Here is a 23,298-nt window from a genome sequence, read left to right on the forward strand (position 1 = left end):
ACCGACACCAGCATGGGGGTTCTCGCGGAACGCGTCATAGCGACAGCGGGCTGAACTGCCCAGTCTCACGATTGCTGAACCGCCCAGTCCTCAATTGGTGTCACTCCCGGATTCTCGCCAACTTGGGCGGGACCGAGGCCCTGTTGGGGTAGGGCGTGGCCGCGAGCCGCGCTACGTCTGCGGCAGCGAACCGACTGTGCGGATGTCGAGGAGTTCGGTGACCGCGGCGTCGAGGATTCCGGTGAGCGAGTGCGCTGGGTGTCCCACACGACTCCCGTGGCCCGGCGAAGGATCGGGGTCGTGCCAGTCACGGCAATACCAGCCGGGGAGCAGTTGATCGTGGCTTCGGCGCCGTCGCCTCAAGGATGTCGTCGCCTCGAGGATGTCGGTGAGCACCGCGAGGGCCGCTTCGTAGAAGCCCTCCTCGACGAGCACATCACCGGCAGTGGATGCGGTGTCGGTGATCACGGTGGCCAGGTGCCGCGACCACCGTGAAATGGTGTCCCCCTCGAGCGACGGGCACGGTGAGGACCCTCTGCGGTGACCGGCGTCGTCGGAGGTCAGCTCCCGTCCGGTTTCGATGCAGTGCACCATCATCTCAGCGATGCCCCTGACCACCACCGGGCAGGCGCAGGCCTGGTCGGAAGGGGAATTAGTCCTGCCCGTGCGGGGGTGGTGAGCCTTGCACCTCTCCGGTGTCGTGTTCGGGGCCCGCCGCCGGGCCGCCGGCGGGTACGCGTTCCCGGAACCGGGCCGCCTCACTCGGCCCGGGTGCGCCGTGGTGGTCGAGTTCACCGTGGTACGGGCCCGGCTTCGGGCGTGCTGTTCCGCCGGGGAACGCGAGCCGCAGGATGGTCCGGTGCACCATGAACCACTGCTGGACCAGCGGCCCGGAGTTGTAGGGCAGCTTGTACCGTTCGCAGATTTCTCGCACCTGTGGCGCGATCTCGGCGTAGCGGGTACTGGGCATGTCCGGGTAGAGGTGGTGTTCCACCTGGTATCCGAGGTTCCCGCTGATGATGTGGAACAGGGGACTGCCCTCGATGTTCGCCGCGCCGACGAGTTGGCGCACGTACCAGCCTCCTCGGGTCTCGTTCTCGACCTCGTCCGGACTGAACGTGTAGGTCTGGTCCGGGAAATGCCCGCAGAAGATGATCCCGTGCGCCCAGACGTTGCGGATGATGTTCGCGGTGGCGTCCGCCATCAGGGTGGACAGGAACGTGCGCTCGACTCCCGGGATGGTCCGATCGAGTGCATCGGCGACGACAGAGAGTCGTCCGGTCGAGCGCAGGGCCCGCAGCCGCCGCCCGAGGCGGGAGGAGGTCGGTTGGCCGAGCCGGCCCCGGAAGGCGAGCTGGGCCAGGCCGAACGCGCCGGCACTGACCAACGGCCAGCCCACATAGTCCTTCACGACCTGCGTCCGCGCCTTGCCCGCGATGCCCTTGAGGTCCTCCCAGACCTGCGGCCAGGATTTTTCGCCGGCCCGCACGGCCTCGAGGTCCATGTCGTGCAGGGCGACTCCCCATTCGAAGAAGGCCATGAGCAGCACGTTGTAGAACGGTTGCGCCAGGTAGACCGGGTGCCACTTCTGATGCGGGTCGATCCGCATGATCTCGTAGCCCAGGTCCTTGTCCTTGCCGCGGATGTTGGTGAAGGTGTGATGGATGTAGTTGTGCGAGTGCTTCCAGGCCTTCGCGGTCGACGCGGTGTCCCAGTCCCACGACGAGGAGTGGATGTCCGGGTCGTTCATCCAGTCCCACTGGCCGTGCATGACGTTGTGACCGATCTCCATGTTCTCCAGGATCTTGGCCATCCCCAGGCAGGCGGTGCCCGCCAGCCATGCGGGTTTCGAGGCCGATCCCAGCAGCAGCACCCGGCCCGCCACCGCCAACTGCCGCTGGACGGCAATCACGTTCTTGATGTAGCGGCGGTCACGCTCGCCGAGGTCCGCGTAGACCTGGGCGTGGATGGCATCGAACTCTTTGGCCAGCGCCTCGATGGTGTCCGCACTCAGGTGCGCGAGGGGGCTTTCGGTATCGACACTCACCTCGGGGGTCCTTTCCGTTTCACAGTTCGATCTCGATGTCGCCTTCCGCGGTGTTGACGCAGGTCCGCACCACCTTGCCCGCGAGGTCGGCCACCTCACCGGTGCGGAGGTCGCGCAGTTGCCCCGACCGCAGGGTCCCGGTGCAGGTGTGACAGATCCCGATACGGCATCCGAAGGGGAGCTTGGCTCCTGCTTCCTCTCCGGCTACCAGGATCGGTGTACCCCCATCGCAGTCGGTTTCAATCTCGCTTTCGGTGAAATGGATCCGTCCGCCCGAACCGGCGCCCGCGGATCCGCCGATGATCGGTTGGAAGCGCTCGAGGTGCACTCTCTCGGGGTCGCCGTGCTTGTCCCAGTGCTCGACCATCGCGTCGAGCATGTCGCCGGGCCCGGAGAGGAACGCCTCACGCTCGCGCCAATCGGGGCACAGCGTGTCCAGATCGGCCGGTGTCATGCGGCCTTCCGTCTCGGTCAGCCGCACCTGCAGACGGAAGCCGTCGTGGCGGCGGTCCAGCTCGCGCAGCGTGGAGTCGAACATGATCTGGTCGGCGGTCCGGTCGCAATGCACGGCCACCACGTCGCGGAGACCCCCGCGGTGGTCGAGATCGCGCAGCATGCTCACGATCGGGGTGATGCCGCTGCCGGCGCTGACGAACAGCAGGCGATCCGGCAGCGGTTCGGGCAGCGTGAACACGCCCTCGATCTCGCCGAGCCGCACGATGTCGCCGGGGGCGAGCTCGTGGACCAGGTACGGGGAGACCATGCCGGTGGGCACCACCTTCGGGGTGACACTGATCAGACCGTCGTCGGCGTGCGGGTCGGACGTCAACGAATATGCCCGCCAGTGGTAGACGCCGTCGATGATCACGCCGAGGCGCACATACTGTCCCGCCCGGTGTCCCGCCCATTCGTGAGCCGGCCGGATCACCACCGTGGCCGCGGCCTCGCCGGCGGGTTCGATCCTCTCCACCCGTCCGCGCAGCTCCCTCGTGGTCCACAGCGGGTTGATCAGCTCGAGGTAGTCGTCCGGCCGCAACGGACTGAACAGGTGCCGGATCGCGCGCAGGAAGCGTTTCTGCGCCTTGGGAACCTTGGGACGCGCACCACGCTCCGCCATGGATCCACCGTAGAGGACGGTGCCCGCACCGGCGGGCGGTTCCCGAGGTCCCCGCCGTGCACCACAGTTTCGCCCCGGACGAACGGCCGCGGGCTCCCTGTGTTCGGGCGGCGGCGCGGCCGGACCGTATCTGGGGAACGACCGGTCGGCCCGTTTCGGCCCTCGATCGCACGTACCGAATTTACCAGTCACTTCAGGCTTTTGACCGATTGAAGGTTGGTCGTTGGGGGTAGTCCGGTTCGGGGTGGTTCGCACCGGCGCGTGCTGATCTCGGGTACGCGGGGCGGCCTGCTCCTGGGTGCCCGGCGTCGACCGATGATCGCCGATCCGGGTGAAGGGAGTCGACGATGATGACCCGATTGCAGGTCGCTGCAGCGGAGAAGGCACCTCCGCCGGACGACCGCTACGAAGACGACGAAGACGAGGGCGACGAGACGGCAGAGCAGGCCGAGGAACGGCCGGCGCGGCGACCGCCCCGCAGGCGCAGTGACGCGCCGCCCCGCAAGCGGAGCGTCCCGGCGAAAACCTCCGGGAGCCGGAAGCGCGGAGTCCAGCGATGACCACCGCAGGAGGCCCGAGTTCGAGCAGCCTGGCCGACGTCATCGACACCATCCTGGACAAGGGCCTGGTCATCGACGCCTACGTGCGGGTCTCACTGGTCGGCATCGAACTGCTCACCATCGACGCCCGCATCGTCGTCGCCAGCGTCGACACCTACCTGCGCTTCGCCGAGGCGGCGAACCGACTCGCGATCGGCAGTGAACCGAAGGGCCTGAGCGACCTCGTCTCCGACGTCAAGGGCAGCGGCAGCACGAAGTCCAAGACCAAAGGCGTCCTCGAGGGCGTCGGGGAGACGCTCGGTGAGCTGCTCAGCGGATCCGGCAACGAACGCGAACCCGCACCCCACCGGAGGCGGAAATGACCTCAACAGACGACACCGACGACGTCGACAGCGCTGGGGAAGAGGCTGCGACGGCGGCCGGGATCTACGTGTACGGCATCGTGCCCGCCGACGTGCAACCCGAAGACGATGCCACCGGCATCCACGACGCCCCGATCGAGATCGTCACCCACGGCGACATCGCGGCATTGGTCAGCGAGATCGACCCGGACCAACGACTCGGCACCCCCGCGGACCTGCAGGCTCACGCCCGCATCCTCGACGGCACCTCGCACGTCGCGCCGGTGCTGCCGCTGCGGTTCGGGGCCGTCGTGTCCGACCGCGACGCTGTGGTCAACGAACTGCTTGCCGAACACGAGGACGAGTTCTCCTCCGCTCTCGAGGAACTGGAGGGCTTCGCCCAGTACCTGGTCAGGGGCCGCTACGTCGAGGAGTCCATCATCCGCGAGATCGTCGACGAGAGCCCGAAGGCCACCAGCCTGCTCGAGTCGATCCGCGACCAGCCCGAGGAGCTGTCCCGCGATGACCGGATGGCGTTGGGGGAGATCATCGGCCACGCCCTCGAGGCCAAGCGGGAGACGGACACCGGCACCACTCTCGACGCGCTGTCCCCGCTGACCGACACCGTCACCGTCCGCGAACCCACCCACGACGAGGATGCGGTCCAGATCGCGGTCCTGCTCGAGGTGGACCGGCAAGGCGAACTCGAGCAGACGGTCGGAGACCTGGCCGCGCGCTGGGACGACCGGGTCACTATGCGCCTCGTCGGCCCGATGGCACCGTACGACTTCGTGGTGGCACCGAAGCCGGAGGGCTGACCGAGGGGTCTGCTGTCAGTCCTCGTCCCGCTGCCCCTGCAGCAGGTGAAGGGTGTGATCTCGCTGGCGGAATGATCCAGCGTCAGCGCTGTCGTATCGCTGGGTGTCTTTCGCGTCGAAGTAGTCGCCGCCCTTGCGTTTCGCGTCGTCGGTTCCCCAGTCCCGGTAGTGCGGAACGGGCTCCATGCGGGGAATGTGCTTGCGGCAGTGAATGTATGCCTCTTCGACCTCCACCATCACCCACCGCTGCGGGATTCGTCCCGGCGCGCAGTCGCCCGGTAGATCCGGGAGTTCGGAGCGCAGCACCTCGTCCTCGACGATCCGCGCCGCGCCGTTGATGTGCAGCCCGATCAGATCGTGGACGAAATCGACGAGCACGAGTCCGACGTGCGGGTTCTCGGCGATGTTGCCGAGACTGGCCATCACCCCGTTGCCTCGGTACTCGGGGTAGGCGAGGGTTCTAGGGTCGATCACGTGCAGGAATCCGGGTGCGCCGGCGCGCAGGCTGTTGTCACATTCGCCGGCCGCGTCCGCGGTGGCGACAAACGCGATCTCCTGGCGGCCGACGAAGTCGATCATGGCCGGAGTGAGATGGTCGAGCACCTGTTCGGCATAGAACCGGACGGCACGCTCGACGGTGCCGTACCGATGCTGGAGGTCTCGTTCTCCGGCGCTACCGATCTGCCTCATCTGTCTCTCCATTACGGTTCGGCATCATTGGCCGGTTCACCCTACGGGACACACGCGGGTGCGTCGCGCCGCGCAACAACACCGTGGGAGGGCTGCAACGCGGGCGATCCTGGGCCAGGCATCGGTCGGTGACCTGGGCGTACCGTGAATGGATGAAGACCAAATCCCCTCGAGACGAGCTTGCCCGCCGGCTGGCCGAGCGGGACGAGTTAGTGGTGGAAATCCTCGAACTCGAGGGCCGGCTGGAGAGGGCCAAACGCCGCCTCGACGAGGTATCCGCCGAGATCGACTCGTCCGGGCACATCGAGTAACACCTCTCCCTCGGGGCGTGCAGCACGACCGATGTGGGTGTGTGCCCCGCACGATCTCGATGACGCCGCGGGGCCAGCACGGCGGTCTCGCAGGGCCCCGACCGATGCCGCCTCCCGGCGTTCCGAGTCGAAGAACGTGGACAGTACGCGGGGCGATGGGATCCGGGGGTTCCCTTTCACCTGCTGTGCACCGGTAAGTTCCGACTCACCGGAAACGCTCGCCGGGCACCCCGCAAGGGGAGGTAGTCGTGCGAGATGCAGGCTGCGGGGGTGATGGCGGAATACGCGGTGTTGGCGCGCCACGACACGTACGTGATGAGGATCCCCGATGCGCCGGGGCCTTATCGGTATTCGTCGGCGAGGGCCCGCAGGAACAAGCGCAGGCTACGCGGCAGGTGGTAGCGGCGTCGGGGTCGCGGATGAGTACATCGTGGGCATTGACGCGGGTGAGGGCGTTCTCGATCTGTGCGGTCACAACGGTTGCGGGTGCCAATCGGAGCAGGGCGGTGCGGGCGGGCTGGTCCATGCGCTCCCACAGGACGTGGTAACTGAGGTTCGGCGGAGCGGCCGGCACAGTGGCAGGGTGCCAGTAGGTGAAGGTGAACCGGCGGATCGAGGCGGTGCTGGTCGGATCGGTGGTGCGCAGTTCGAGGTTGCGCCACCCGCGGATGCCGCGGTCGTGCAACGATGGGTCGTCAGCTGACGTCGAACGGGTCGACCTCCACTGCACCGAGCGGCGTGACCGGACCTCGTGCCTCCGCGGGCGTAGTGGACACGACATCGCCCCACAACGTCCGCGCTTTCCGCCGGTCGATGTCACTTTTCCCGGTCTGGTGACCTGTGGTTTTCCGGTGAGGGCCGACTACGGATTCCCCCATCCCGTCAGGATCGTCCGGCGCGGCCATCTCAAGGCGATTTGCCCCGGTTGGTCGCCTCATGTGTCGGTTCCGTGGAGCGGTGTCACTTTCCGGATTTCGTGTCAAATGGTGTGTCACTTTCCGGATTTCATGTCACGGTCCCGCACGATTGAGGCGAGGAGGCGACATGTCATTCGTGAAGTCCCTGAACCCTTTGCCGCAGTTCGACATCGGCGGCACCGACCTGGGCATTCCGTTCCGCATGCCCAACGGTCAGATCGGCTTTCTCCTCGGCGACACGTTCGCCGGGACCCAGCCCCGGGTGGGGGGACCGAACTGGCGGTCCCCGGTGCTGCTGCGCAGTGGCACCCACGATGTGACCGCACCGATCACCTTCGCATCGGCGGCCCGCAACGCCCGCCAGCTGTGGGACTACGTGCACGACAACCCGGAATACTCCACGATCCTGCCCTGCGACGCGATCACGATCGGCACCCGGATCTACCTGTGGGTCATGGTCACCCAAGGCCTCGGCAACGAGAAGTGGTGCGAAATCCGGTATTCCGACGACCTCGGCGAGAACTGGACCGACACCGGCGTCAAGTGGTCGACCACCGTCTACGGCGGCAAACGCACCATGGTCACCTGGGAGAAGGGGGGCGACGGGTTCGTCTACATCCTCTCCACCGGCGGCCTGGCGCGGAACAAGAACGCGATCCTGCACCGGGTCCCGGAGGCGCGGATCGCCGACCCCGCCGCCTGGGTGCCGTGGGGCTGGAACGGAAGCTCCTGGGGGTGGGGCAACCCGCCCGGCGACGACCCGACCAAGGGGATCCTGCCCGACAACACCAAATTGGGCGAAATCTGCCTGCGACGCATCCAGGGCAACCTGGTGTTCTCCGGGTTCGACGCCGGCGCCTACAACGCCTTCGTGAAGGTCGCGGCGAAACCGACCGACAACTGGCACACCGCCCCCACCTACCGCCCGGTGAAGGGCTCCTTCTTCGGTCCGGGCGGTCCGGACGTCGTCGACCGGCTCTACGGCTGCTACATCCACCCCGACAGCCGATTCGACCGCACCGGCGGATTCGCCATGATCGTCAGCCAATGGGCGGCGGATGGCAACCCGTACCGGGCGATGCAATACCGGATCTCCGGCATCACACCGGTGGTGCCGGTCACCAGCACCCCCGTCACTGAAGGGACTATTCCGATGGCCTTCCGCTTCGTGCCCGTCGCCAACGGCAACAACATCATCTCCTCGGGTTTCCGCACCCCCGGGCGGCCGGATCACAACGGCATCGACTTCGCCGCCCCGCTGGGCGAGCCGATCTACGCCGCCGAGGAAGGGGTGGTGGTCCGCTCCGGACCGGCCTCCGGGTTCGGGAACTGGATCGTCCTCGACCACCAGCCCACCCTCCACGTCGACACCGTCTACGGCCACATGCGGGCCGCGGACCTGCTCGTATCGGAGGGCATGTTCGTCCGCGCCGGCCAACAGATCGCCCGCGTGGGCACCGAGGGCGACTCCACCGGCCCGCACCTGCACTTCGAGGTCTGGACCTCCCCCGGCCGGTTCGGGGGCGCCCCGATCGACCCCCAACCGCTGCTGGTCGGCGCCGCCAACCCACCCACCGGAACCATCGACCCGACCACCGGCACCTTCTACGGGGTCGACATCTCCAACCACCAGGGCAACTTCGACATCGCCGCCACCAAACGCGAAGGGTTCTCCTTCATGGCGGCCAAGTGAACCGAGGGCGACTTCTTCAAGGACTCCTTCTGGCCCCGCAACCGGGACCTGATGCAACAGCACTTCCCCGGGATGTTCTGCGGCTACCACTTCGCCCGCAACGGTGACCCGATCAACGCGCAGGTCGCCAACCTCAAAACGCACCTCGGCGACCCCAGCATCCCGGTCATGCTCGACTACGAGGACCCCGACGCCCGTGGTAGCGGCGCCAACCTGCGCGCCCTGGTCGACGCCATCCACTCGGCCGGCCTGCGGGTCTGCGCCGTCTACCTGCCCCGCTGGTACTGGCGCGACCACATGGGATCCCCGCCGCTGAACAATCTCCCCCCGCTGTGGAACTCGCACTACGTCACCGCGTCCGGGTACGCCTCGGTCATCTACCCCGGCAAAGGATTCGCCGGCTGGGCCAACTACACCCCCGGCGCCCCGGTCGAGATCCTCCAGTTCTCCGACCAGGGGCAGGTCGCCGGCCGACTCGTCGACGTCAACGCCTACGAGGGCACCCTGGATGGCCTCCGAACCCTGTTCAGCGGCGCCCCCGGCGAACTGAGCGTCGACGACTGCGTGCTCGACTTCTGGCTGCAGCTCCTCGGCCCCGCCGGTGCCGGCTGGCCACAACTGAACAACCGGTCCGTCGTCGACGCGCTCGCCGAGATCGGCCTGCACCAAGGGGTTCCCGGGATGGTGCCACCCCCGGCCGGGGCGGCGCCCGCCCCGCTGCCCGCCAGCACCGCGGACCGCGCCCGCGACGTCTTCGATCAGATCCGCGGTCCGGACGGCAACGGCTGGAATCAGCTCGGGAACCGGTCGATCGTCGACGCCATCGCCGCACTCGCCCACCAACTCGGGGTCCCCGGGTACTGAAAACACACGGCGCACCCCGCAACCCCACGCGAAGAAGCTCGTGTGCTCACGCACCCGATGGCGCCGCGACACCCCTCGCCACCGAGGACGGACCCCACCGGCCCTCGCTCCCCGTCCGACGCGAAGATTCGCCGGACGCGGGCGGGGCTGCCCTCGTGGAGGGGACCGACCCGGCGTACGGTCCACAGGGGGCACGACAATCCGCGAGAGCTGCCTGGCTACTCGCCGCGATCGTCCTCGCGGGGGTCGGGTGTACCGCGCCCGACTCCGGTTCGACAACGACCGCCGCTGCGCCATCGGCTGACCAGCCGCACTCGGCGTCGGGGTCCCCACCAACCGCACCGGCGGCGGCGGTCGTACCCGATGTACCGCAACCCTGCCGGGCATCGGATGTGACTGCCACGGTGGGACAAAGTTCCAGCGCCGCCGGCAGTATCGGGTTTCCGATCATCTTTACCGCTGCGAGTGCACGAACCTGCGAGCTCGACGGATTCCCCCGGGTCTCCTACGTCACCGGCACCGACGGCGAACCCGTCGGTGCCTCCGCGGTACCCGAGGGGCAGTGGCCACCGGGACCGGTCCGGGTGGGCGTCGCCGAGCCGGCGTCCGCACTGGTCGTGGCGGTGAACGTGCGCAACTACGACGAAGACCTCTGTGGTCCGGTGGCGGTAACCGGCCTGCGCGTCTACCTGCCGGGAGACGAAGTCCCCCTCCATCTCGAGCGCCCGGGCACCGCCTGCAGCCGACCCGAACCCGTCACTACCCAGCTCCGGGTGGGCCCGGTGGTACCGGGCACCACAGGCCAATGATCGTCGGGCGCCGATCCGCTCTCCGCACGTGCTCGCCGACCATCATCGATCCCTGTGCAACCTCTCTGCGGCGGGCGAGCGCCCTCGGCAAGGACATCGTCGATGCACTCACGTGAGCTTCCTCACATAACGACTGGGTAACGGAAGGGCAACGGCTCGGCGGTACCCGCGCCTCGTCGCCACTAGCTGGGAAGGGTCTCTGTGCGTCCAATGAGGCCCCGCAGCAGGCGAAGACACTCCGCGTTATCAAATGGTGACATTGCGGCCTCGGCCCGTTACCGTCGTCACCGGCCGAGGAAACATCGGCCACATCCGGCCCGCCGCGCCAAGCCTCGTCCCGCGGGTACCGGAGTCCCGACGAAGCATTCCAGGGACGAGGACGGGGGACCCAAAGTCCTCCAGGGAACGCAAGTTCTCAGACGGACACCGGCCCGAATGTGCCTCGCACACTCGGATCTTGGGGTGAAGCCAGACCCTCTCCAGCCAGGAGAGGCGAGGCCGGGCGACCTCTCAGCCCGAACCCGACAGCTGACCTCGCAGGCGCGTGTGGAGAGGATCTCGACCACTATGAGCGGACGCCATCGCAAGCCCACCACCACCGGCCGCACCGTCGCCAAGGTCGCCGTCACCGGCGCCATCATGGGCGTCGCCGGAGCAGCCTTCTCGGGCACCGCGAACGCGGCACCCGACTCCGACTGGGACCGCCTCGCGCAGTGCGAGTCCGGCGGAAACTGGGGAATCAACACCGGAAACGGCTTCCAGGGCGGGCTCCAGTTCTCCCCGAGCACCTGGAACGCACACGGTGGAACCCAGTACGCGGCCACCGCCAACCAGGCCTCGCGTGAAGAGCAGATCGTCGTCGCCGAGAAGGTCCTCGACTCCCAGGGCTGGGGCGCTTGGCCGTCCTGCTCCTCGAGCCTCGGCCTGAGCAGCGCACCCACCCAGCGCACCGCCCCCGCAACCGTGCCCGAGGCCCCCGCGGCGCCGGCACTCCCCGACCTCACGGGCGGCGTCCCCAGCACCAACGGCACCTCGCAGAACGCCGACGTCGGCACCTCGCAGTACGCCGGTGTCGTCGACAGCGCGATCGAGGCCGTCAAGGCTCAGGGCATCGCGATCGATCCCCAGATCCTGCAGCTCATCGACGCGAACAAGGGACTGCTCCCGCAGTAATCCCCCGCGATTCACAGAAGAGGGGCCCTGCACCGATCCGGTGCAGGGCCCCTCTTCTGTCGTCGGGTCAGCGGTTGATCACGGTGTGCGGATGCGCGTACGGCAGTGAGTCCGCCGGCAGCGGGAACTCGGTGTCCTCGCCGAACGGGGACAGCCCGCCCGCACAGGTCGACGACAGTTCGGTCACAAGCCCCGGTGCGACTAGGAGTGGTGAGTCCGGCCACGACCGCAGCCAGATCGGCGGAGACGTGAAGTGGCGGCCCGAGCATGTCCGCACGGCGGTTTCAGGCTCCTACTGACAGCCGGTGGCGAGATCTACTGACCTACATTGGCGAATCCGCAGGTCGTCGCACTGACATCTTCGTGACGACTCCCACCTACAGCAGCCGCGCTTCATGAACTCTCAGTGCCTCGTGGCGGCTTACTTCCGGTTTGTGCGCGGTCGGCGACGAGAATTCCTCTTTCCGCACCGTCTTCCGGGAAAACCGCACTTCAAAGCATTTTCCGGTGCACGTGCTGTCGCCGGGCTGACAGGGATAGGCAGCTGCCTACTCAGAATCGGGTGAGCCGGGCGTACTCGACTGCGACTTTCGCTGACAGCGCGATGGCGTGAGCGACTCGGTCCGCCTTCCATTCCGTGAGCAATTTGGCACCCTTGGAGGAGTTGCACGGCTTGCAGACGGGAACCAGATTGTCTTCGTGTTCCCATCCGCCCTTCGTCAATGGCCGGACGTGATCCACCGCTGCGCTCGGACCGCCGCAATACACACATGGGCCGCTGTTGCGGATCGCCGCGTACATCTCAGCGGGTACCGGACCGTCGACCTCCGCGCCGAGCTTCCGAGCCCGCCGGGCGTTGTTGGTTCTCCTGTCTTGAGCGGCGCGTTCCTCTGGCGGCATTGCCGACCTGTAGCAGGATCTGCACATTGTGCTGCTGCCATTAAATGTCTCGCCACATCTGATGCATACTCGTTCAACGATGTAACAAAAGCCACACTTCCTCTGCCGGCCGATGAACATTTCGCCGCAGTCGATGCACTCTCGTTCGACGTTCGAACATGGTCCGCATTTCGAGGTAGTGCCGTTGAATGTCTTGCCGCAGTCGATGCACTCTCGTTCGACGTTCGAACAGGAACGGCACGTGCTTTGCCTACCCATGAAGGTCTTGCCGCAGTCGATGCACTCACGCTCGGTGTATCGGCAGAGGTCGCACTTGAGCTTCCGGCCTATGAAGATTTTGCCGCACCCGGCGCAGACCCGTTCGGTGACCGAGCACGAGCTGCATTGGGAGTTGGTGCCCTTGAACGGTTTACCGCAGTTGGTGCACTCACGTTCGGAGGCGTAGCACCAGGCGCACTTGTCGGCCGTGCCTGTAAATGTCTTCCCGCACTCGATGCAGCCGCGTTCGGTAGCCCGACACGAGTTGCACGTGCGGTTATTGGCTTTGAAAGGTTTGCCGCAGACGAGGCAGGGCCGTTCAACCATCCTGCAGGAGTCGCAGGTGCGGTTGGTTCCGTTGAAGGTCTTTCCGCACCCGATGCACTGGCGTTCAACGACCTGGCATCGGCGGCACTTGCGCGTGCTGCCGCTGAAGGTATCGCCGCATTCGATGCACTCGCGTTCGGTAGCTCGGCACGGCACGCACTTGCTGGTCTGTCCTTTGAAAGTCTCGCCGCAGCCCTGGCACACCCGTGGGGTAGCTCGGCACGGCGTGCACTTACGGGTGCTGCCGCTGAACGTCCTGCCGCACTCGGTGCATACCCGAGTAACGCGACTGCACGGCTGACACTTGCGCTGCGGCCCCTTGAACGTTCGACCACATTCGACGCAGTCACGCGTGATACTGCGACAGCGGGTGCACTTGAGATTGGTTCCTGCCGCGGTCTTTCCGCATCCCTCGGTGACGCAGACTCTGCCTGGCATCTCATCACCCCGTCCTCTGCATGACCAGCTCCGACAATAGCAACCTCAAGACGAGACGCCGCGACCTTCCATCGAGTCGCAAACATGGGTGAGCACCTCGGATTCGCCAGGTTCGCTGAGCCGTCCGTCAGATGATCGACCGCGCTCGCCAGATTCACTGAGTCGTTGCCACCTTCACTGAGTCAGGACATTCCCCTTCTTCTCGTTCGGTGTAGCTTCTCGTTGAAGAATTCGGATTCTCATTGAAAGTTTGTGCGTCGTTCGGATTCGAATGATTGCTGAGAATCTGCGGCGGGCGTGTCTGCGGCCGGATCGGTTCTGGGTCGAGGCGGGAACCCTGAAAACTGAGATCGCTGCAGTTCTAGGCATCGGTCGCGCGACGCTATATTGACACCTTTAATCGCAAGGTAGTGACGCCATGTGAGCGCGGCTTGTTGGTGGATTCCGTGTCAGTCTCAGAAGTCGGGTTCGCGGGATCCCGGGCGGTCAGTGGGAAGTGGGGATCATGTCCTGTCATACGGTGTTGGCCTGTCCCTTCTTGTGGGGTCCGGCACGTTCGACCAGTCGGGGTTGTGGCTCGTCATCGCAAAGGTGGGTCCGCTAGTGGGGAGCGGTCCTGCTTCGGAGGCCCCAGCAGCGCCGAAGAGGACTCCGGCAGCTCCGAGCACAGCAATTGGAATAGCGGTCCAACGGATGATGCGACGGCGGCGAGCGACTTTGCGGTTGAGTTCTTCGATGACGTTCAGCGGCTGCGCGCCGTTCATGTTCACGTTGTAATTTCCTGCTCCAGTCGACTTTTGGAGTTTCGCTTCCGGTGTTCCCGGTATGCGATAACTATCCTGCGTACGACAGAGGGTGTCTGTCCGCTGACTAGACCAGTTCGTTGTCGCCCGATCGGGGGACACAGGTCCGTTGCAGTGCCAGTGCTTCCTCCGCGAGTGCAGTGTCTTCTAGGGGGAACTCAGCGGCGACCATCCGCTCTCGACTTACTCCTGCCGCTGCTGCGAGTCGTGTAGCTGAACCGCCGTTGTGCATCGCATCCCGGAGTGCGGTACGCCACGCCAGGTCCTGCCGGCCCGGCCTCAATCTCGGCCTGCCTTGGCGAATGTCACGTGTTTGACGATCTGCTCCCATTCGGCGGGCCTCGACATCCACGATCCTGTAGCCCTTCTCGACCGCGGGAGTGTCGCCGCTGGTGACCCGCCACCCGTTCGCCGCCAGGACGTCCTCCGGGGCCTCGTCGGCGGCCAGGGGATAGCTGGCGATGAGGCCAGGTTCGTCCGGAGCGGTCATCACGAGGATCTCGGGATCGCCGAGGGGCGACGGCGTCGCTGGTCACGATGTGAGCGGCATAGGTCGACGACATTCTGTCCCTTCATCGGCCGGTTCTACAGAGCCTCGGCGACCTCATCGACCGGAAGTCGAGCTAAGTATCTTAAGTTACGTATCCAAAAAAAACGAAACTAAACGGAACTATGGATACGAAAGCTCCTAAACGAGTAGACTCGGTGCGGTGACGAGCAACGACATCGACGGCCCGGGCGATCGCCAGGGACGGTGCGAGTTCCCCGGCGGGTGCAGCCGACCCAGCCTGGACGATCCGAAGACGGGAAGGCCGTCCAAGTACTGCGGGCAGGCCGATCCCGGTGGCCCGGTGCACAACAAGGGCAACGCGTGGAAGGAGCGCCGACGGCTCGCGACCGTCGGCGCGGGGCAGGCCGAACCGCCGGCAGCGGGAGATGAGGGTGGGGTGACGGCGCCGGTGTCGATGGCCCGGGCCACCCTCGGTGTGCAGCTCGAGGAGCTGCCGAACCGGCTGGCGGAGCTCCGCGGTTTCCTCGAGACCATGACCGAGACGATCGCCTCGGTGACCGATGTCGAGGCCGTCGCCGCGGAGGTCGATCAGGCCCACGCCGAGGCGCTCGCGAAAGTAGCCGAAGCGGAACGGTTGCGGGGCGAGGAGGAACGTCGCCGCCGGGACGCCGAGGCCCGGGCGCGTGCACATCAGCAGGCCCGGGAGGAGGCCGACGCCGCCGCGGAGGACGCCTACGCGGAGCTGGCGCGGATTCAGGCCGAGGCCGCTGCCGCCGTGGAGGACGCGGCAAACCGGGAGCGTGAGGCACGCGCGGAACTCGAGCGCATCCGGGCCGACGCCGAGGAGCGGATCGCGGCCGCCGAGGCCGAGGCTCGGCTCGCCCAGACCCGCGCCGAGACACAGACCGCCACAGCGCAGGCCGCCGCGGCGGAAAGCCGCGAGAACGTGGACCGCCTGCGCGGCGAACTCGCCGACCTACGCACCGAGGCCCGTACGGACCGCGATCAGGTGCGCGCCGATCACGTCGCGCAACTGGCCGAGGTCCGGCAATCGGCCGCCGACCGTGTCGACGCGCTGACCACCGCACTGCGCGCCGCGGAGCAGACGATCGAGGAACTACGGCGGCAACCGGGTGGCCGCGGCGCCGGCACCTGAACCCACGCCCGGCCGCTGGGATCGGCCCTGGCGGACCGGTAACGCAGGGACCGGTCGGAGCGGGCTCGAATGGGGCCGAAATGGCGGACGGTGTGTCGCTCGCTTCGAGTGGTGGGGTGCTCGACGACCAGCCAGCGCAATTGAGCACGCGGGAGCTCGGCACGATGAAGGATGAACAACTTTCGTGAGCGTGCGTTGCTTCACGCAGCTCACGCAACGGATGTTGAACTCTACGATGTCCTCGACTGGGCCTTCGAGCTCGGCTCACAGCTGCGGCGCCGCTCATGAGCCCGGACCTGGCGGGCAGCTTCGGCCGGGTGAGGCTGCTCGCGGTCTTGGATTCAGTCAGCTTCAGTGGTGTTGAGTATTTGGTCGAAGTTGTTGTGCACCAGTATTTTTGAGTATTTTGGTGAGACGCACCGTCCTGCCAGGGTCCATGCTCACACCAGGTGCGTCCGAGGAGCGGGAAGTGGAACCGGCGCCTCAGTCCGGAACAGGTGGTCACGAGGGGCGTCGGGAATTGCCCACAGGTTGTCGCGCCGGTTTGCTCCATGTGGATCAGCAGCGTAATCTTGCTGTTGCAGACCCCCCCACACCTGTGGAGCAGGGGGTCTAGCTGTTTCTAGGGTCTACATTTCCTGTGGTCGCCGCTTCGGATCGCGCTCCGACAAGTAGTCGCTGTACCACTGAGCAGCAAACTCATTCTTCGGATGGTGGTCCACCGCAACGTTGGCGGACCAGGCAACGAGATCCGCCATTTGGACCAGTTGCGATCCCGAGGAGTCGATGTGGATGGCATCCTCGATGACGCGGCGCTCTGCCAAGGCAAGACCCCGGTGGGTTGTCCGGTAGGAGCTGTCGCTGCCATCGCCATCCATGAAGATCAGACCCAGCGAATCGGTTGCGGCCAGCTCACACTCGACACGGCTGACGAGGTCTGCATACAGCTCCCTCTTGGTTCGTGCAAGGTCATCGGGTTTCCCCCATCGGTACACCGCGCCGAGGGTCAATCCTTCGGTGCACCGCAGGGTCTCCAAGCACTGGTGTGCGACTTCGCGGCCGAAGTCTTTCCAGTATTCGCGGCCGTCGTGGATGTGCCGCTCGGGGATACGTTTGGAGATGCGGCCACGCCCGTTCGCGTAATCGGTGGTGTGCAGCTCGGTGGTGATCGGGATGCCGAACTCGCGCCAGAGGAGCTTGCGGGTGTCCAACCAGCTACGAAGAACCGATCGCCAACGGTCCGGGCTGAACTCGATCCATCCGTACACTGCTAGTGGTCTGTCTGCGATTTGATCTTGTGGAGGGCGGTGCGGCCGCGTTGGACTTTGGCGATGATGTCTTCCGCGGTCGCTTTCCACACGAAGGGTTTGGGTTCCTCGTTCCAGTGTTGTGCCCACGTGGTGATCGCGTCGGCAAGGTCGGTGACGCTGGTGAAGACGCCGCGGCGCAGCCGCTTGTCGGTCAGTTCTTTGAACCAGCGTTCGATCAGGTTCAGCCAGGAACTCGACGTTGGGGTGTAATGCAGGTGCCACCGGCGACGGTTCTTGTGCGCCAACCACGCTTTGATCTCCGGGGTCGAGTGCGCGGACAGGTTGTCGAGCACGACGTGAACGTCGAGCGAGCGCGGGACGCTGGCGTCGATCTGCTTGAAGAACCGCAGCACATCGGCTCCGGCGTGGCCCTTGCGGAGGTCTGTGAGGACCTCCCCGGTGCCGACGTTCATCGCCGCGAACAGATCGATGGTGCCGTTGCGCTTGTAGTCGTGGGTCATCGTCCCGGCGCGTCCTGGCTTCATGGGCAGCGACGGCTGGGTGCGGTCCAACGCCTGGCATTGCGTCTTCTCGTCGAACGAGAACACCACCGCCCGCGCGGGCGGGTTCAGGTACAGCCCAACGACATCGACGAGTTTCTCCTCGAATCGCGGATCGTTGCTGATCTTGAACGTCGCGACCCGCCAGGGCTTGAGATTGTGATCAGCCCAGATCTTGGCGACGGAGTCCTTCCCGATCCCGACGCGGGCGGCCATCGTCCGGGTGCTCCAGTGTGTCGAGCCGTCCGCCGGACGCTCCTGATGGGTCAACCGCAGCACCTCTTCGACTGTGCCCGCCGGCAAACTCGGTTTGCGGCCTCGCCCCTTCGCGACCGTCCCGACCCCGGAAGTTCCCTCTTCTGTGAAACGAGAGCGCCAGCGCCGCACCGCTTCCGGAGTCACCTGGCAACGTCTGGCTATCTCGGCATTGGCCACCCCGTCGCCTGCCCACAGCAAGGCCCGCGCCTGGACCACCTTCCGGTGCGGCAGTGTCGTCGAGGCCGCCATCCGCCTCAACTCCGCCCGCTGTTCGTCACTGACCGACAACGCCGCTGCAACCATGCGTCGACTATATAAAACGCTCGACTAATTCGCAGACGGACCACTAGTCCGGATTGCGGATGACCCGAGTCATCGACGTAGATCATGCGATCGAGGCGCGCTGGCATGGCCCTGATGATGGCTCACTAGATCCGATTCCGTGTCACCGGGAGCGCGTTCCCGCTACCGGGTGTCATCAGGCGCTGTCGGCTCCGTGGTCCGAGCCGGTTGTCGAACCACTGACCCGAGCCACCATGGATGCCGCATCATCCATTCCGATGGCATTCGAGGGTCAGGTTCCCCGGAAATGCGACAGCCGATCCGTCACCCACCGTGGTGGCGGATGCGGGACGTCGCCCGTGAGTAGTGATGGGACCGCCCCGATGACCAAGAACGCCGCGAAGGAGAACGCTGCCCGCGCCTACCAGCCCTGGGACTTCATCACCGGGTCGGTGCCACGCGGAGAAGGGCCCGGGATGCGCCAGAGCGTGGCATGACACCCTGTGACGAGACTTCACGCCGCCGACCGCCTGAGAGGACCCGCACCACCATGACCACCTGGACCCTCTGGATCGGCGCCCTGCTGGTCGTCGGCGGTTCGGCCGCCCACCTCACACGCCAGGCAGTGGCGGCCCGCGCCCTCTGGGTACTCGCCGTGCTCGCCTTCGTGGCCACGGCCGCCTCCGCAGCGTTCACGTCCGAGTTCTCGCTGCCGCTGCTACTGATCCTCGTGGCCGCGATCACGGCGACCGTCGCCCTGGTCTCCGTCACCCGAGAGCCGGCAAAATCCGTCACCCGGGAGCCGGCAATGTCTGCGGCCGCGCGCCGGGACGCGCAGTGATCACCGCGGTCTGCGCCGTCATTCTCGGTCTCCTGCTCGGGGGTTCCGACCTGGCGGACCGCTGGCGCACCCGCCAGTCGGAGCGGGCGCGGATCGCCGAGATCGCCGCCGGTCTCGACCGCTTCCAGTGGTGGGCGCTCGAAGACCTCGCCGACGCACGCCATGCGTTCCTGAACCGAGACCGCACATCAGGGGACGAGCAGGTCCAGGCGTTCCTCGCGGCCCGCGAACGCGCAACCAAAGTCGGCATCCCCGACGAACTGGCGCTCTACCGACTGGCAGACCAGATCATCCAAGACCGGGACCGGCACGCCCTCATGTAGATAGGTCACAACCGTAGAGACACCAGAACGGCCCTGGAGAGTCCCACAGGGGCCGTTCTGCATCTATCACGTATGAGAAGCCCGCTGCGGCGTCATACCGCGGGCAGAGCGGCTCAGGTCGCGGGCACGAGGAACTTCAGCTGGACCCGGAACGGGTAGGTGCCGGGGCTGTCCACCAAGGACTCGATGAGGGCATCACCGTCCTCGATGGAGATGATCTTGAATTTCGAGATGCCCTGCGGATGCAACATCACCGTCTCGCCGATCGTCACGTGCCCACTCCTCCAGTGCCATCCGCCGAAAACTGCAGGCCATCGGCGGCAAAAGTGGTGTGCCTCGGCGAGCTTCCCTCTGCGCCGGGGCAGCAACGAGGTTACCGCAATTCGAACACCTGTGCGACTATCGTCCTTATGAAGTTCGAGGCCGCGCCCTCCCAGTGCCCCTCAGGCCATCCCCTGACTGCCGGCCAATGCCTTGTCGGCTGGGAGGTCTGCGGCTGTTCGGCGGCCGCCGCCACCGGCACGGCCGGCCATCGCACATTTTGGTGTTCCACCTGCGGGCAGACCGTGCGCATTCCGCCCTGTGACGGCGCATGCCCGCAGCAGGATCGGTGGTACACCCCGCCCGAGTAGGTGTGACCGCCGTATTCGCTCAATCGCATGTCCGGGACGCTGTGTACTGTTTCCGCCGTTCCGGGAATCCCCCCAAATTGTTCTCGGAACCCTCGCCCCGGCGTCACCCCCCGACGTCGGGGCACCTTAATGCCCGGACCCGAAGTCTGACGCCCACCTTCGACGGCCGCGGTCCTTCGGCCCGGGCGAGCCCACCTCCGGTGGCCCCTGCATCGAGCTGCGCTGCGCTCCGCCCTGAAAAAGAGAACATCGTTCTTTTGACCTGCTGGCCTTGGCGATCCTGATCGACGGCGGCCGGGGAACAACCCCTGGCGGCGCGAGCGCCGGCACAAGGCTCCGAGAAACTTTCCCACCCGCACTCGCTTCGCTCGCAGGAAACTTTCCCGGCCCAGGGGTTGCACCCCGTCCTGATACCGCCGATCCGACTCTCCCTTGCCAGCAGGGCAAAAAGAACGATCAGGGCGCCGCAGGTGGCCTGATCCGAGCACGGGAGGCATTCCGTTGAGCAACACCATCATTCTCGATTCCGTCTTCGACCCGTTCGACGTCGCGCGCGTGATCTACGCCGAACTCGCCATCCCCACCGATCCGGGGTTCGACGACCTCGATACCGACACCCGCACCGTCCTTCTCGGCATGGTCTTCGACCTCGAACCGGACGACCCGCGCATCCTCGCCGCCCACCGGCCGGTGAACCCGGCCGATTTCGGTCTCACCGCCTGAACCCCACTCCCCCATCACCGAAGGAGAAAATCCCATGACCCGCAGCATCGACACCATCACCGGCATCACCATCGAAACCGACGGAACCTTGCAGGTCGCCGACATGCGCGTGGACGACTTCTGGACCAGCCGCCGGATCGCCGATGGGCGCGGCGCGGCCCTGGACACCGTCCGCGACTACCGCCTCGCCGCCTACCCGATCGGCGGCAACGGCCGCCCCGGTGTGGCCTGCCTGCTCGCCGGAGCCAACCACCGCTTCGACCCCCGCCAGCCCGAGAACGACGCGGCCCGCGCGATCGTCACCCGCTACGGCGCAGGCACCGACACCCCGATCCGGGGCCGGGCCGTCATCCTCGCCGGATGGGAGACCAACCCGCGACCGATCCTCGAACTGGTCGCCCGCGAGCTGGTCGCGCAGATCAACACCGACCTGTTCACAACCCCACCGACGCGGGTGCTCAGGACCGCCTGACACCACCAAAGCCCCACGGAGAACAAGGAAACACCGGACAGCTGATACCTGCCCGGTGTCTCCTCTCACCCTAGGAGAGAGAACACCATGACCGCAAACACCACCGAAATCGCTACCGCCGCACATGCGGAGCTGGTTTACCTGAACCCGGTCGAGGCCGAGATCGAACCCAACACCCGTGACACCGTCGATCCGGTCAAGCTCGCTGAACTCACCGAATCGATCCGCGAACACGGTGTACTTCAAGCGATCAAGGCCGTCCGCTACGCAGACGGCACCATCCGAGTCCGGCCAGTGCCGCACCCTCGCCGCCCGCGACGCCGGTCTGACGAGCCTGCCCGCCCTGGTCACACCGGACACCGCCACCAACGACACCGAACGCGGCATCCAGCGGATCACCCAGCAGATCGTCGCGAACGATCACCGCAACGACCTCACGGATGGGCAGCGCGCGGCCGGTGTCGCACAGATGCTCGACCTCGGCGCATCGATCACCAAGGTGTCCAAGGCAATTCAGCTGCCCCGCGAACAGGTCAAGGCGCTCGCCGCCGTCGGCGCATCCGAGACCGTCCGCGAGCGACTCGACCAGGGCCAACTCTCGCTCGAGCGCGCCCAGGTCGTCGCCGAATTCGACATCGCCGGAGACGAGGACGCCGTCGCCGAACTGCTCTCACCGCAGTGCTGGAACTTCCGTGCCACCGCCGAACGGCTACGCCGAGACCGGGACGAACGCGCCGCCCGCGCCGAAGCCGCAGCCCCCTACGCCGAACGCGGCTACGCCATCCTCACTGAGAGCCCCAGCATCCTCGAGCACATCACCCTCGACGACCTGCGCACCACCACCGGTGAGCCGGTCACCGCCGAACACACCACCACCCCTGCACTGTGGGGAGTGTGGGTCGACCTGGACGAAGCCTATTTCGACCGGGAAACCGGCGAGGAAGTCGACGGCGAGACCGTGGACTGGTCGACCGAGGACGACGACGAAGCCCAGCCCGAGGAAGGCTTCCGGCACGCGAACACCGTCGAGGCCCGCCCGGTATGGGTCCCCGAGTACGGCTTCCTCGACCCAGCCACCCTCGAGGGCAGCGGTTTCGAGCTGACCGAGACCTCCGCCGCCATTCACGCCGCCAAGACCGATGGCACCAACCCCGATGTCGATGCTGCCGACCTCGATGCGCAGGCCATCGAGGCCGCCCGCCGCGACCGCGAACAACAGGAGGCCCAGAAACAGGAGCGCCGCCGGGTGCGGGAGTTGAACAAAGCCGCAGAGGCCGCCACCACGGTCCGCCGCGACTTCCTGCGCACCACCTTGCTCGCCCGCAAGACTCCGCCGAAGAACGCCGCTGCCTGGGTCACCGCCACCCTCGCCACCGACCCGCAGCTCCTCGGTGAGTACCACGCCGGAGATCACCTGGGAGATCTGCTCGGACTCACCGGATTCACCCCCGGCAAGGCCGTCGCCGAGCTGGCCGACAAGAGCAGTGAAGCCCGCGCCCACGTGCTCACCCTCGCCCTGGTCGTCGCCGCGATGGAAGGACGCATGGTCAAGGACGGCTGGCGGAACCGCCCGCGCGGGGCCGCCGCCTACCTCGACATGCTCGCCGCCAACGGCCACGAGCTGACCGACGTCGAGAAAGCTATCGCCGGACAACTCGACCCCACCGCCATCGACATCGACTGACCACCACCTGGGCCCGGGCGAAACACCAACGCCCCGGCCCAGGGCCGGTCAACGCGAAAGCGGTCGGCCGCATCCCGCGCGACCACCCACGCCCCTCACCTACCCGAGCGGGGCACGGGATGCGGCCGAGCAACGGCCACCACGGGCGCCACACCCCAAGCGCACCCGGCCGCCGGCCCCGAAAAACAAACGCAAATACGCCACGAAACGAAACGGGATCTTTCCTGCCATCCTCGAAATTCTTCTACCGGACCACGCTCCACATCAAGGATGCAAAACAAACACTCGCCCGCGGTCGTGCACTCCCTTTATTGATCTACTATTTGTTTCACTTTCCCTTGACGCTCCGGTGTACCGGACAGAAACGCGTCCAGTACGACAAGAATGCGTACACCTGCGGTGATGAGCGAAGATTGCACGGATTCGGGGTAGCGGACCGCAGATTCGGAAGTGCAGATAAAACGCAGATTGACGCGTAGAACATTGCATAAATAAAAGGCGGAATATTACCGCATAAGCCTTGGAATAAGTGGCGATATT

At 66.2% G+C, this 23,298-nt stretch carries 23 protein-coding genes and 1 riboswitch; of the genes, 14 read left to right on the plus strand and 9 right to left on the minus strand.

Annotation, left to right across the window (positions count from 1 at the left end; genetic code table 11):
* Positions 1-171: 171 nt before the first annotated feature.
* From I1A62_RS00095 to I1A62_RS00105, 3 genes are read right to left on the minus strand one after another with little or no spacing between them, the layout of a single operon-like run.
* The gene (locus I1A62_RS00095) at positions 172-597 is read right to left on the minus strand and encodes a hypothetical protein (protein ID WP_219453415.1); all 426 of its coding nucleotides are present in this window, start codon (positions 595-597) and stop codon (positions 172-174) included.
* 55 nt (positions 598-652) lie between these two features.
* Positions 653-2,047, minus strand: coding sequence for an acyl-CoA desaturase (locus I1A62_RS00100; RefSeq protein WP_219453416.1), 1,395 nt, complete (start codon positions 2,045-2,047; stop codon positions 653-655).
* Positions 2,048-2,066: 19 nt separating this feature from the next.
* Positions 2,067-3,164 (minus strand): ferredoxin reductase, encoded by a 1,098-nt coding sequence (locus I1A62_RS00105; RefSeq protein WP_219453417.1) that lies wholly within the window; start codon positions 3,162-3,164, stop codon positions 2,067-2,069.
* Positions 3,165-3,511: 347 nt separating this feature from the next.
* Between I1A62_RS00105 and I1A62_RS00110 the strand changes: the two genes are divergently transcribed.
* Genes I1A62_RS00110 through I1A62_RS00120 form a run of 3 tightly spaced genes read left to right on the plus strand, consistent with a single transcriptional unit; the run spans position 3,512 to position 4,883 of the window.
* Entirely contained in the window at positions 3,512-3,724 is a 213-nt protein-coding gene (locus I1A62_RS00110) for a hypothetical protein (protein WP_219453460.1), read from the plus strand.
* Complete coding sequence (gvpJ, locus tag I1A62_RS00115; protein WP_172650878.1) at positions 3,721-4,086, plus strand: gas vesicle protein GvpJ; 366 nt, start codon at positions 3,721-3,723, stop codon at positions 4,084-4,086. The genes I1A62_RS00110 and gvpJ overlap by 4 nt, the downstream gene beginning before the upstream one ends.
* Positions 4,083-4,883 (plus strand): GvpL/GvpF family gas vesicle protein, encoded by an 801-nt coding sequence (locus I1A62_RS00120; protein WP_219453418.1) that lies wholly within the window; start codon positions 4,083-4,085, stop codon positions 4,881-4,883. Before gvpJ ends, I1A62_RS00120 begins: the two co-directional genes overlap by 4 nt.
* A 15-nt stretch (positions 4,884-4,898) precedes the next feature.
* Here I1A62_RS00120 and I1A62_RS00125 read toward each other — a convergent pair whose 3' ends face one another.
* Entirely contained in the window at positions 4,899-5,573 is a 675-nt protein-coding gene (locus tag I1A62_RS00125) for a pyridoxamine 5'-phosphate oxidase family protein (RefSeq protein ID WP_219453419.1), read from the minus strand.
* A 152-nt stretch (positions 5,574-5,725) separates the two neighbouring features.
* On the opposite strand from I1A62_RS00125, the gene I1A62_RS00130 reads away from it, so the two are divergent.
* The 5 genes from I1A62_RS00130 to I1A62_RS00145 all read left to right on the plus strand — a co-directional run bounded on the left by I1A62_RS00130 (position 5,726) and on the right by I1A62_RS00145 (position 11,340).
* Positions 5,726-5,884 (plus strand): hypothetical protein, encoded by a 159-nt coding sequence (locus I1A62_RS00130; protein WP_219453420.1) that lies wholly within the window; start codon positions 5,726-5,728, stop codon positions 5,882-5,884.
* Positions 5,885-6,928: 1,044 nt separating this feature from the next.
* Entirely contained in the window at positions 6,929-8,494 is a 1,566-nt protein-coding gene (locus I1A62_RS45525; RefSeq protein WP_257890307.1) for a DUF4185 domain-containing protein, read from the plus strand.
* 51 nt (positions 8,495-8,545) lie between these two features.
* Entirely contained in the window at positions 8,546-9,358 is an 813-nt protein-coding gene (locus I1A62_RS45530) for a glycoside hydrolase family 25 protein (RefSeq protein WP_257890308.1), read from the plus strand.
* 404 nt (positions 9,359-9,762) lie between these two features.
* Positions 9,763-10,167: a DUF4232 domain-containing protein gene (locus I1A62_RS00140; protein WP_219453421.1), complete on the plus strand. Its 405-nt coding sequence runs from the start codon at positions 9,763-9,765 to the stop codon at positions 10,165-10,167.
* Positions 10,168-10,512: 345 nt separating this feature from the next.
* Positions 10,513-10,726, plus strand: a riboswitch (cyclic di-AMP (ydaO/yuaA leader).
* Between the two features lie 8 nt (positions 10,727-10,734).
* Positions 10,735-11,340: a transglycosylase family protein gene (locus I1A62_RS00145; RefSeq protein ID WP_219453422.1), complete on the plus strand. Its 606-nt coding sequence runs from the start codon at positions 10,735-10,737 to the stop codon at positions 11,338-11,340.
* 552 nt (positions 11,341-11,892) lie between these two features.
* Here I1A62_RS00145 and I1A62_RS46950 read toward each other — a convergent pair.
* Entirely contained in the window at positions 11,893-13,263 is a 1,371-nt protein-coding gene (locus I1A62_RS46950) for an HNH endonuclease (RefSeq protein WP_374710657.1), read from the minus strand.
* 870 nt (positions 13,264-14,133) lie between these two features.
* Positions 14,134-14,556: a hypothetical protein gene (locus I1A62_RS00155; protein WP_219453423.1), complete on the minus strand. Its 423-nt coding sequence runs from the start codon at positions 14,554-14,556 to the stop codon at positions 14,134-14,136.
* A 220-nt stretch (positions 14,557-14,776) separates the two neighbouring features.
* Here I1A62_RS00155 and I1A62_RS00160 point away from each other — a divergent pair, with 220 nt between their 5' ends.
* Complete coding sequence (locus I1A62_RS00160) at positions 14,777-15,733, plus strand: hypothetical protein (RefSeq protein WP_257226456.1); 957 nt, start codon at positions 14,777-14,779, stop codon at positions 15,731-15,733.
* Between the two features lie 629 nt (positions 15,734-16,362).
* Here the strand turns inward: I1A62_RS00160 and I1A62_RS45535 are convergent.
* Both I1A62_RS45535 and I1A62_RS00170 read right to left on the minus strand, forming a co-directional pair.
* Positions 16,363-16,944, minus strand: coding sequence for a DUF3800 domain-containing protein (locus tag I1A62_RS45535; protein ID WP_257890309.1), 582 nt, complete (start codon positions 16,942-16,944; stop codon positions 16,363-16,365).
* Positions 16,945-17,003: 59 nt separating this feature from the next.
* Positions 17,004-18,104, minus strand: a complete 1,101-nt coding sequence (locus I1A62_RS00170; RefSeq protein ID WP_219453424.1) for an IS630 family transposase — start codon at positions 18,102-18,104, stop codon at positions 17,004-17,006.
* Positions 18,105-18,633: 529 nt separating this feature from the next.
* Here I1A62_RS00170 and I1A62_RS00175 point away from each other — a divergent pair.
* Positions 18,634-18,924: a hypothetical protein gene (locus I1A62_RS00175; RefSeq protein WP_172652821.1), complete on the plus strand. Its 291-nt coding sequence runs from the start codon at positions 18,634-18,636 to the stop codon at positions 18,922-18,924.
* On the plus strand, positions 18,921-19,247 hold the full coding sequence (locus I1A62_RS00180; protein ID WP_219453425.1) for a hypothetical protein: 327 nt from the start codon (positions 18,921-18,923) through the stop codon (positions 19,245-19,247). The genes I1A62_RS00175 and I1A62_RS00180 overlap by 4 nt, the downstream gene beginning before the upstream one ends.
* Before the next feature lie 113 nt (positions 19,248-19,360).
* Here the strand turns inward: I1A62_RS00180 and I1A62_RS00185 are convergent, their stop codons facing one another.
* Positions 19,361-19,519, minus strand: coding sequence for a hypothetical protein (locus I1A62_RS00185; RefSeq protein ID WP_219453426.1), 159 nt, complete (start codon positions 19,517-19,519; stop codon positions 19,361-19,363).
* A gap of 861 nt (positions 19,520-20,380) precedes the next feature.
* On the opposite strand from I1A62_RS00185, the gene I1A62_RS00190 reads away from it, so the two are divergent.
* The 3 genes from I1A62_RS00190 (at position 20,381) to I1A62_RS00200 (ending at position 22,758) form a co-directional block, all read left to right on the plus strand.
* A complete protein-coding gene (locus tag I1A62_RS00190; protein WP_219453427.1) occupies positions 20,381-20,602 on the plus strand; it encodes a hypothetical protein in 222 nt (73 codons plus the stop codon).
* Between the two features lie 34 nt (positions 20,603-20,636).
* Positions 20,637-21,074: a hypothetical protein gene (locus I1A62_RS00195; RefSeq protein WP_219453428.1), complete on the plus strand. Its 438-nt coding sequence runs from the start codon at positions 20,637-20,639 to the stop codon at positions 21,072-21,074.
* 178 nt (positions 21,075-21,252) lie between these two features.
* Positions 21,253-22,758, plus strand: coding sequence for a chromosome partitioning protein ParB (locus I1A62_RS00200; RefSeq protein ID WP_257890310.1), 1,506 nt, complete (start codon positions 21,253-21,255; stop codon positions 22,756-22,758).
* The last annotated feature ends 540 nt before the right edge of the window (positions 22,759-23,298 follow it).

Origin of the sequence: Rhodococcus sp. USK10 (assembly GCF_019378875.1) — a bacterium.
Taxonomy (GTDB): domain Bacteria; phylum Actinomycetota; class Actinomycetes; order Mycobacteriales; family Mycobacteriaceae; genus Rhodococcus_F; species Rhodococcus_F pseudokoreensis.

Coding starts and splice junctions, on each gene's coding strand:
- I1A62_RS00095 (WP_219453415.1), bottom strand. CDS start 597: ATGATGGTGCACTGCATCGAAACCGGACGGGAGCTGACCTCCGACGAC.
- I1A62_RS00105 (WP_219453417.1), bottom strand. CDS start 3,164: ATGGCGGAGCGTGGTGCGCGTCCCAAGGTTCCCAAGGCGCAGAAACGC.
- I1A62_RS00110 (WP_219453460.1), top strand. CDS start 3,512: ATGATGACCCGATTGCAGGTCGCTGCAGCGGAGAAGGCACCTCCGCCG.
- gvpJ (WP_172650878.1), top strand. CDS start 3,721: ATGACCACCGCAGGAGGCCCGAGTTCGAGCAGCCTGGCCGACGTCATC.
- I1A62_RS00120 (WP_219453418.1), top strand. CDS start 4,083: ATGACCTCAACAGACGACACCGACGACGTCGACAGCGCTGGGGAAGAG.
- I1A62_RS00125 (WP_219453419.1), bottom strand. CDS start 5,573: ATGAGGCAGATCGGTAGCGCCGGAGAACGAGACCTCCAGCATCGGTAC.
- I1A62_RS00130 (WP_219453420.1), top strand. CDS start 5,726: ATGAAGACCAAATCCCCTCGAGACGAGCTTGCCCGCCGGCTGGCCGAG.
- I1A62_RS45525 (WP_257890307.1), top strand. CDS start 6,929: ATGTCATTCGTGAAGTCCCTGAACCCTTTGCCGCAGTTCGACATCGGC.
- I1A62_RS45530 (WP_257890308.1), top strand. CDS start 8,546: ATGCAACAGCACTTCCCCGGGATGTTCTGCGGCTACCACTTCGCCCGC.
- I1A62_RS00145 (WP_219453422.1), top strand. CDS start 10,735: ATGAGCGGACGCCATCGCAAGCCCACCACCACCGGCCGCACCGTCGCC.
- I1A62_RS46950 (WP_374710657.1), bottom strand. CDS start 13,263: ATGCCAGGCAGAGTCTGCGTCACCGAGGGATGCGGAAAGACCGCGGCA.
- I1A62_RS00155 (WP_219453423.1), bottom strand. CDS start 14,556: ATGACCGCTCCGGACGAACCTGGCCTCATCGCCAGCTATCCCCTGGCC.
- I1A62_RS00170 (WP_219453424.1), bottom strand. CDS start 18,104: ATGGTTGCAGCGGCGTTGTCGGTCAGTGACGAACAGCGGGCGGAGTTG.
- I1A62_RS00175 (WP_172652821.1), top strand. CDS start 18,634: ATGACCACCTGGACCCTCTGGATCGGCGCCCTGCTGGTCGTCGGCGGT.
- I1A62_RS00195 (WP_219453428.1), top strand. CDS start 20,637: ATGACCCGCAGCATCGACACCATCACCGGCATCACCATCGAAACCGAC.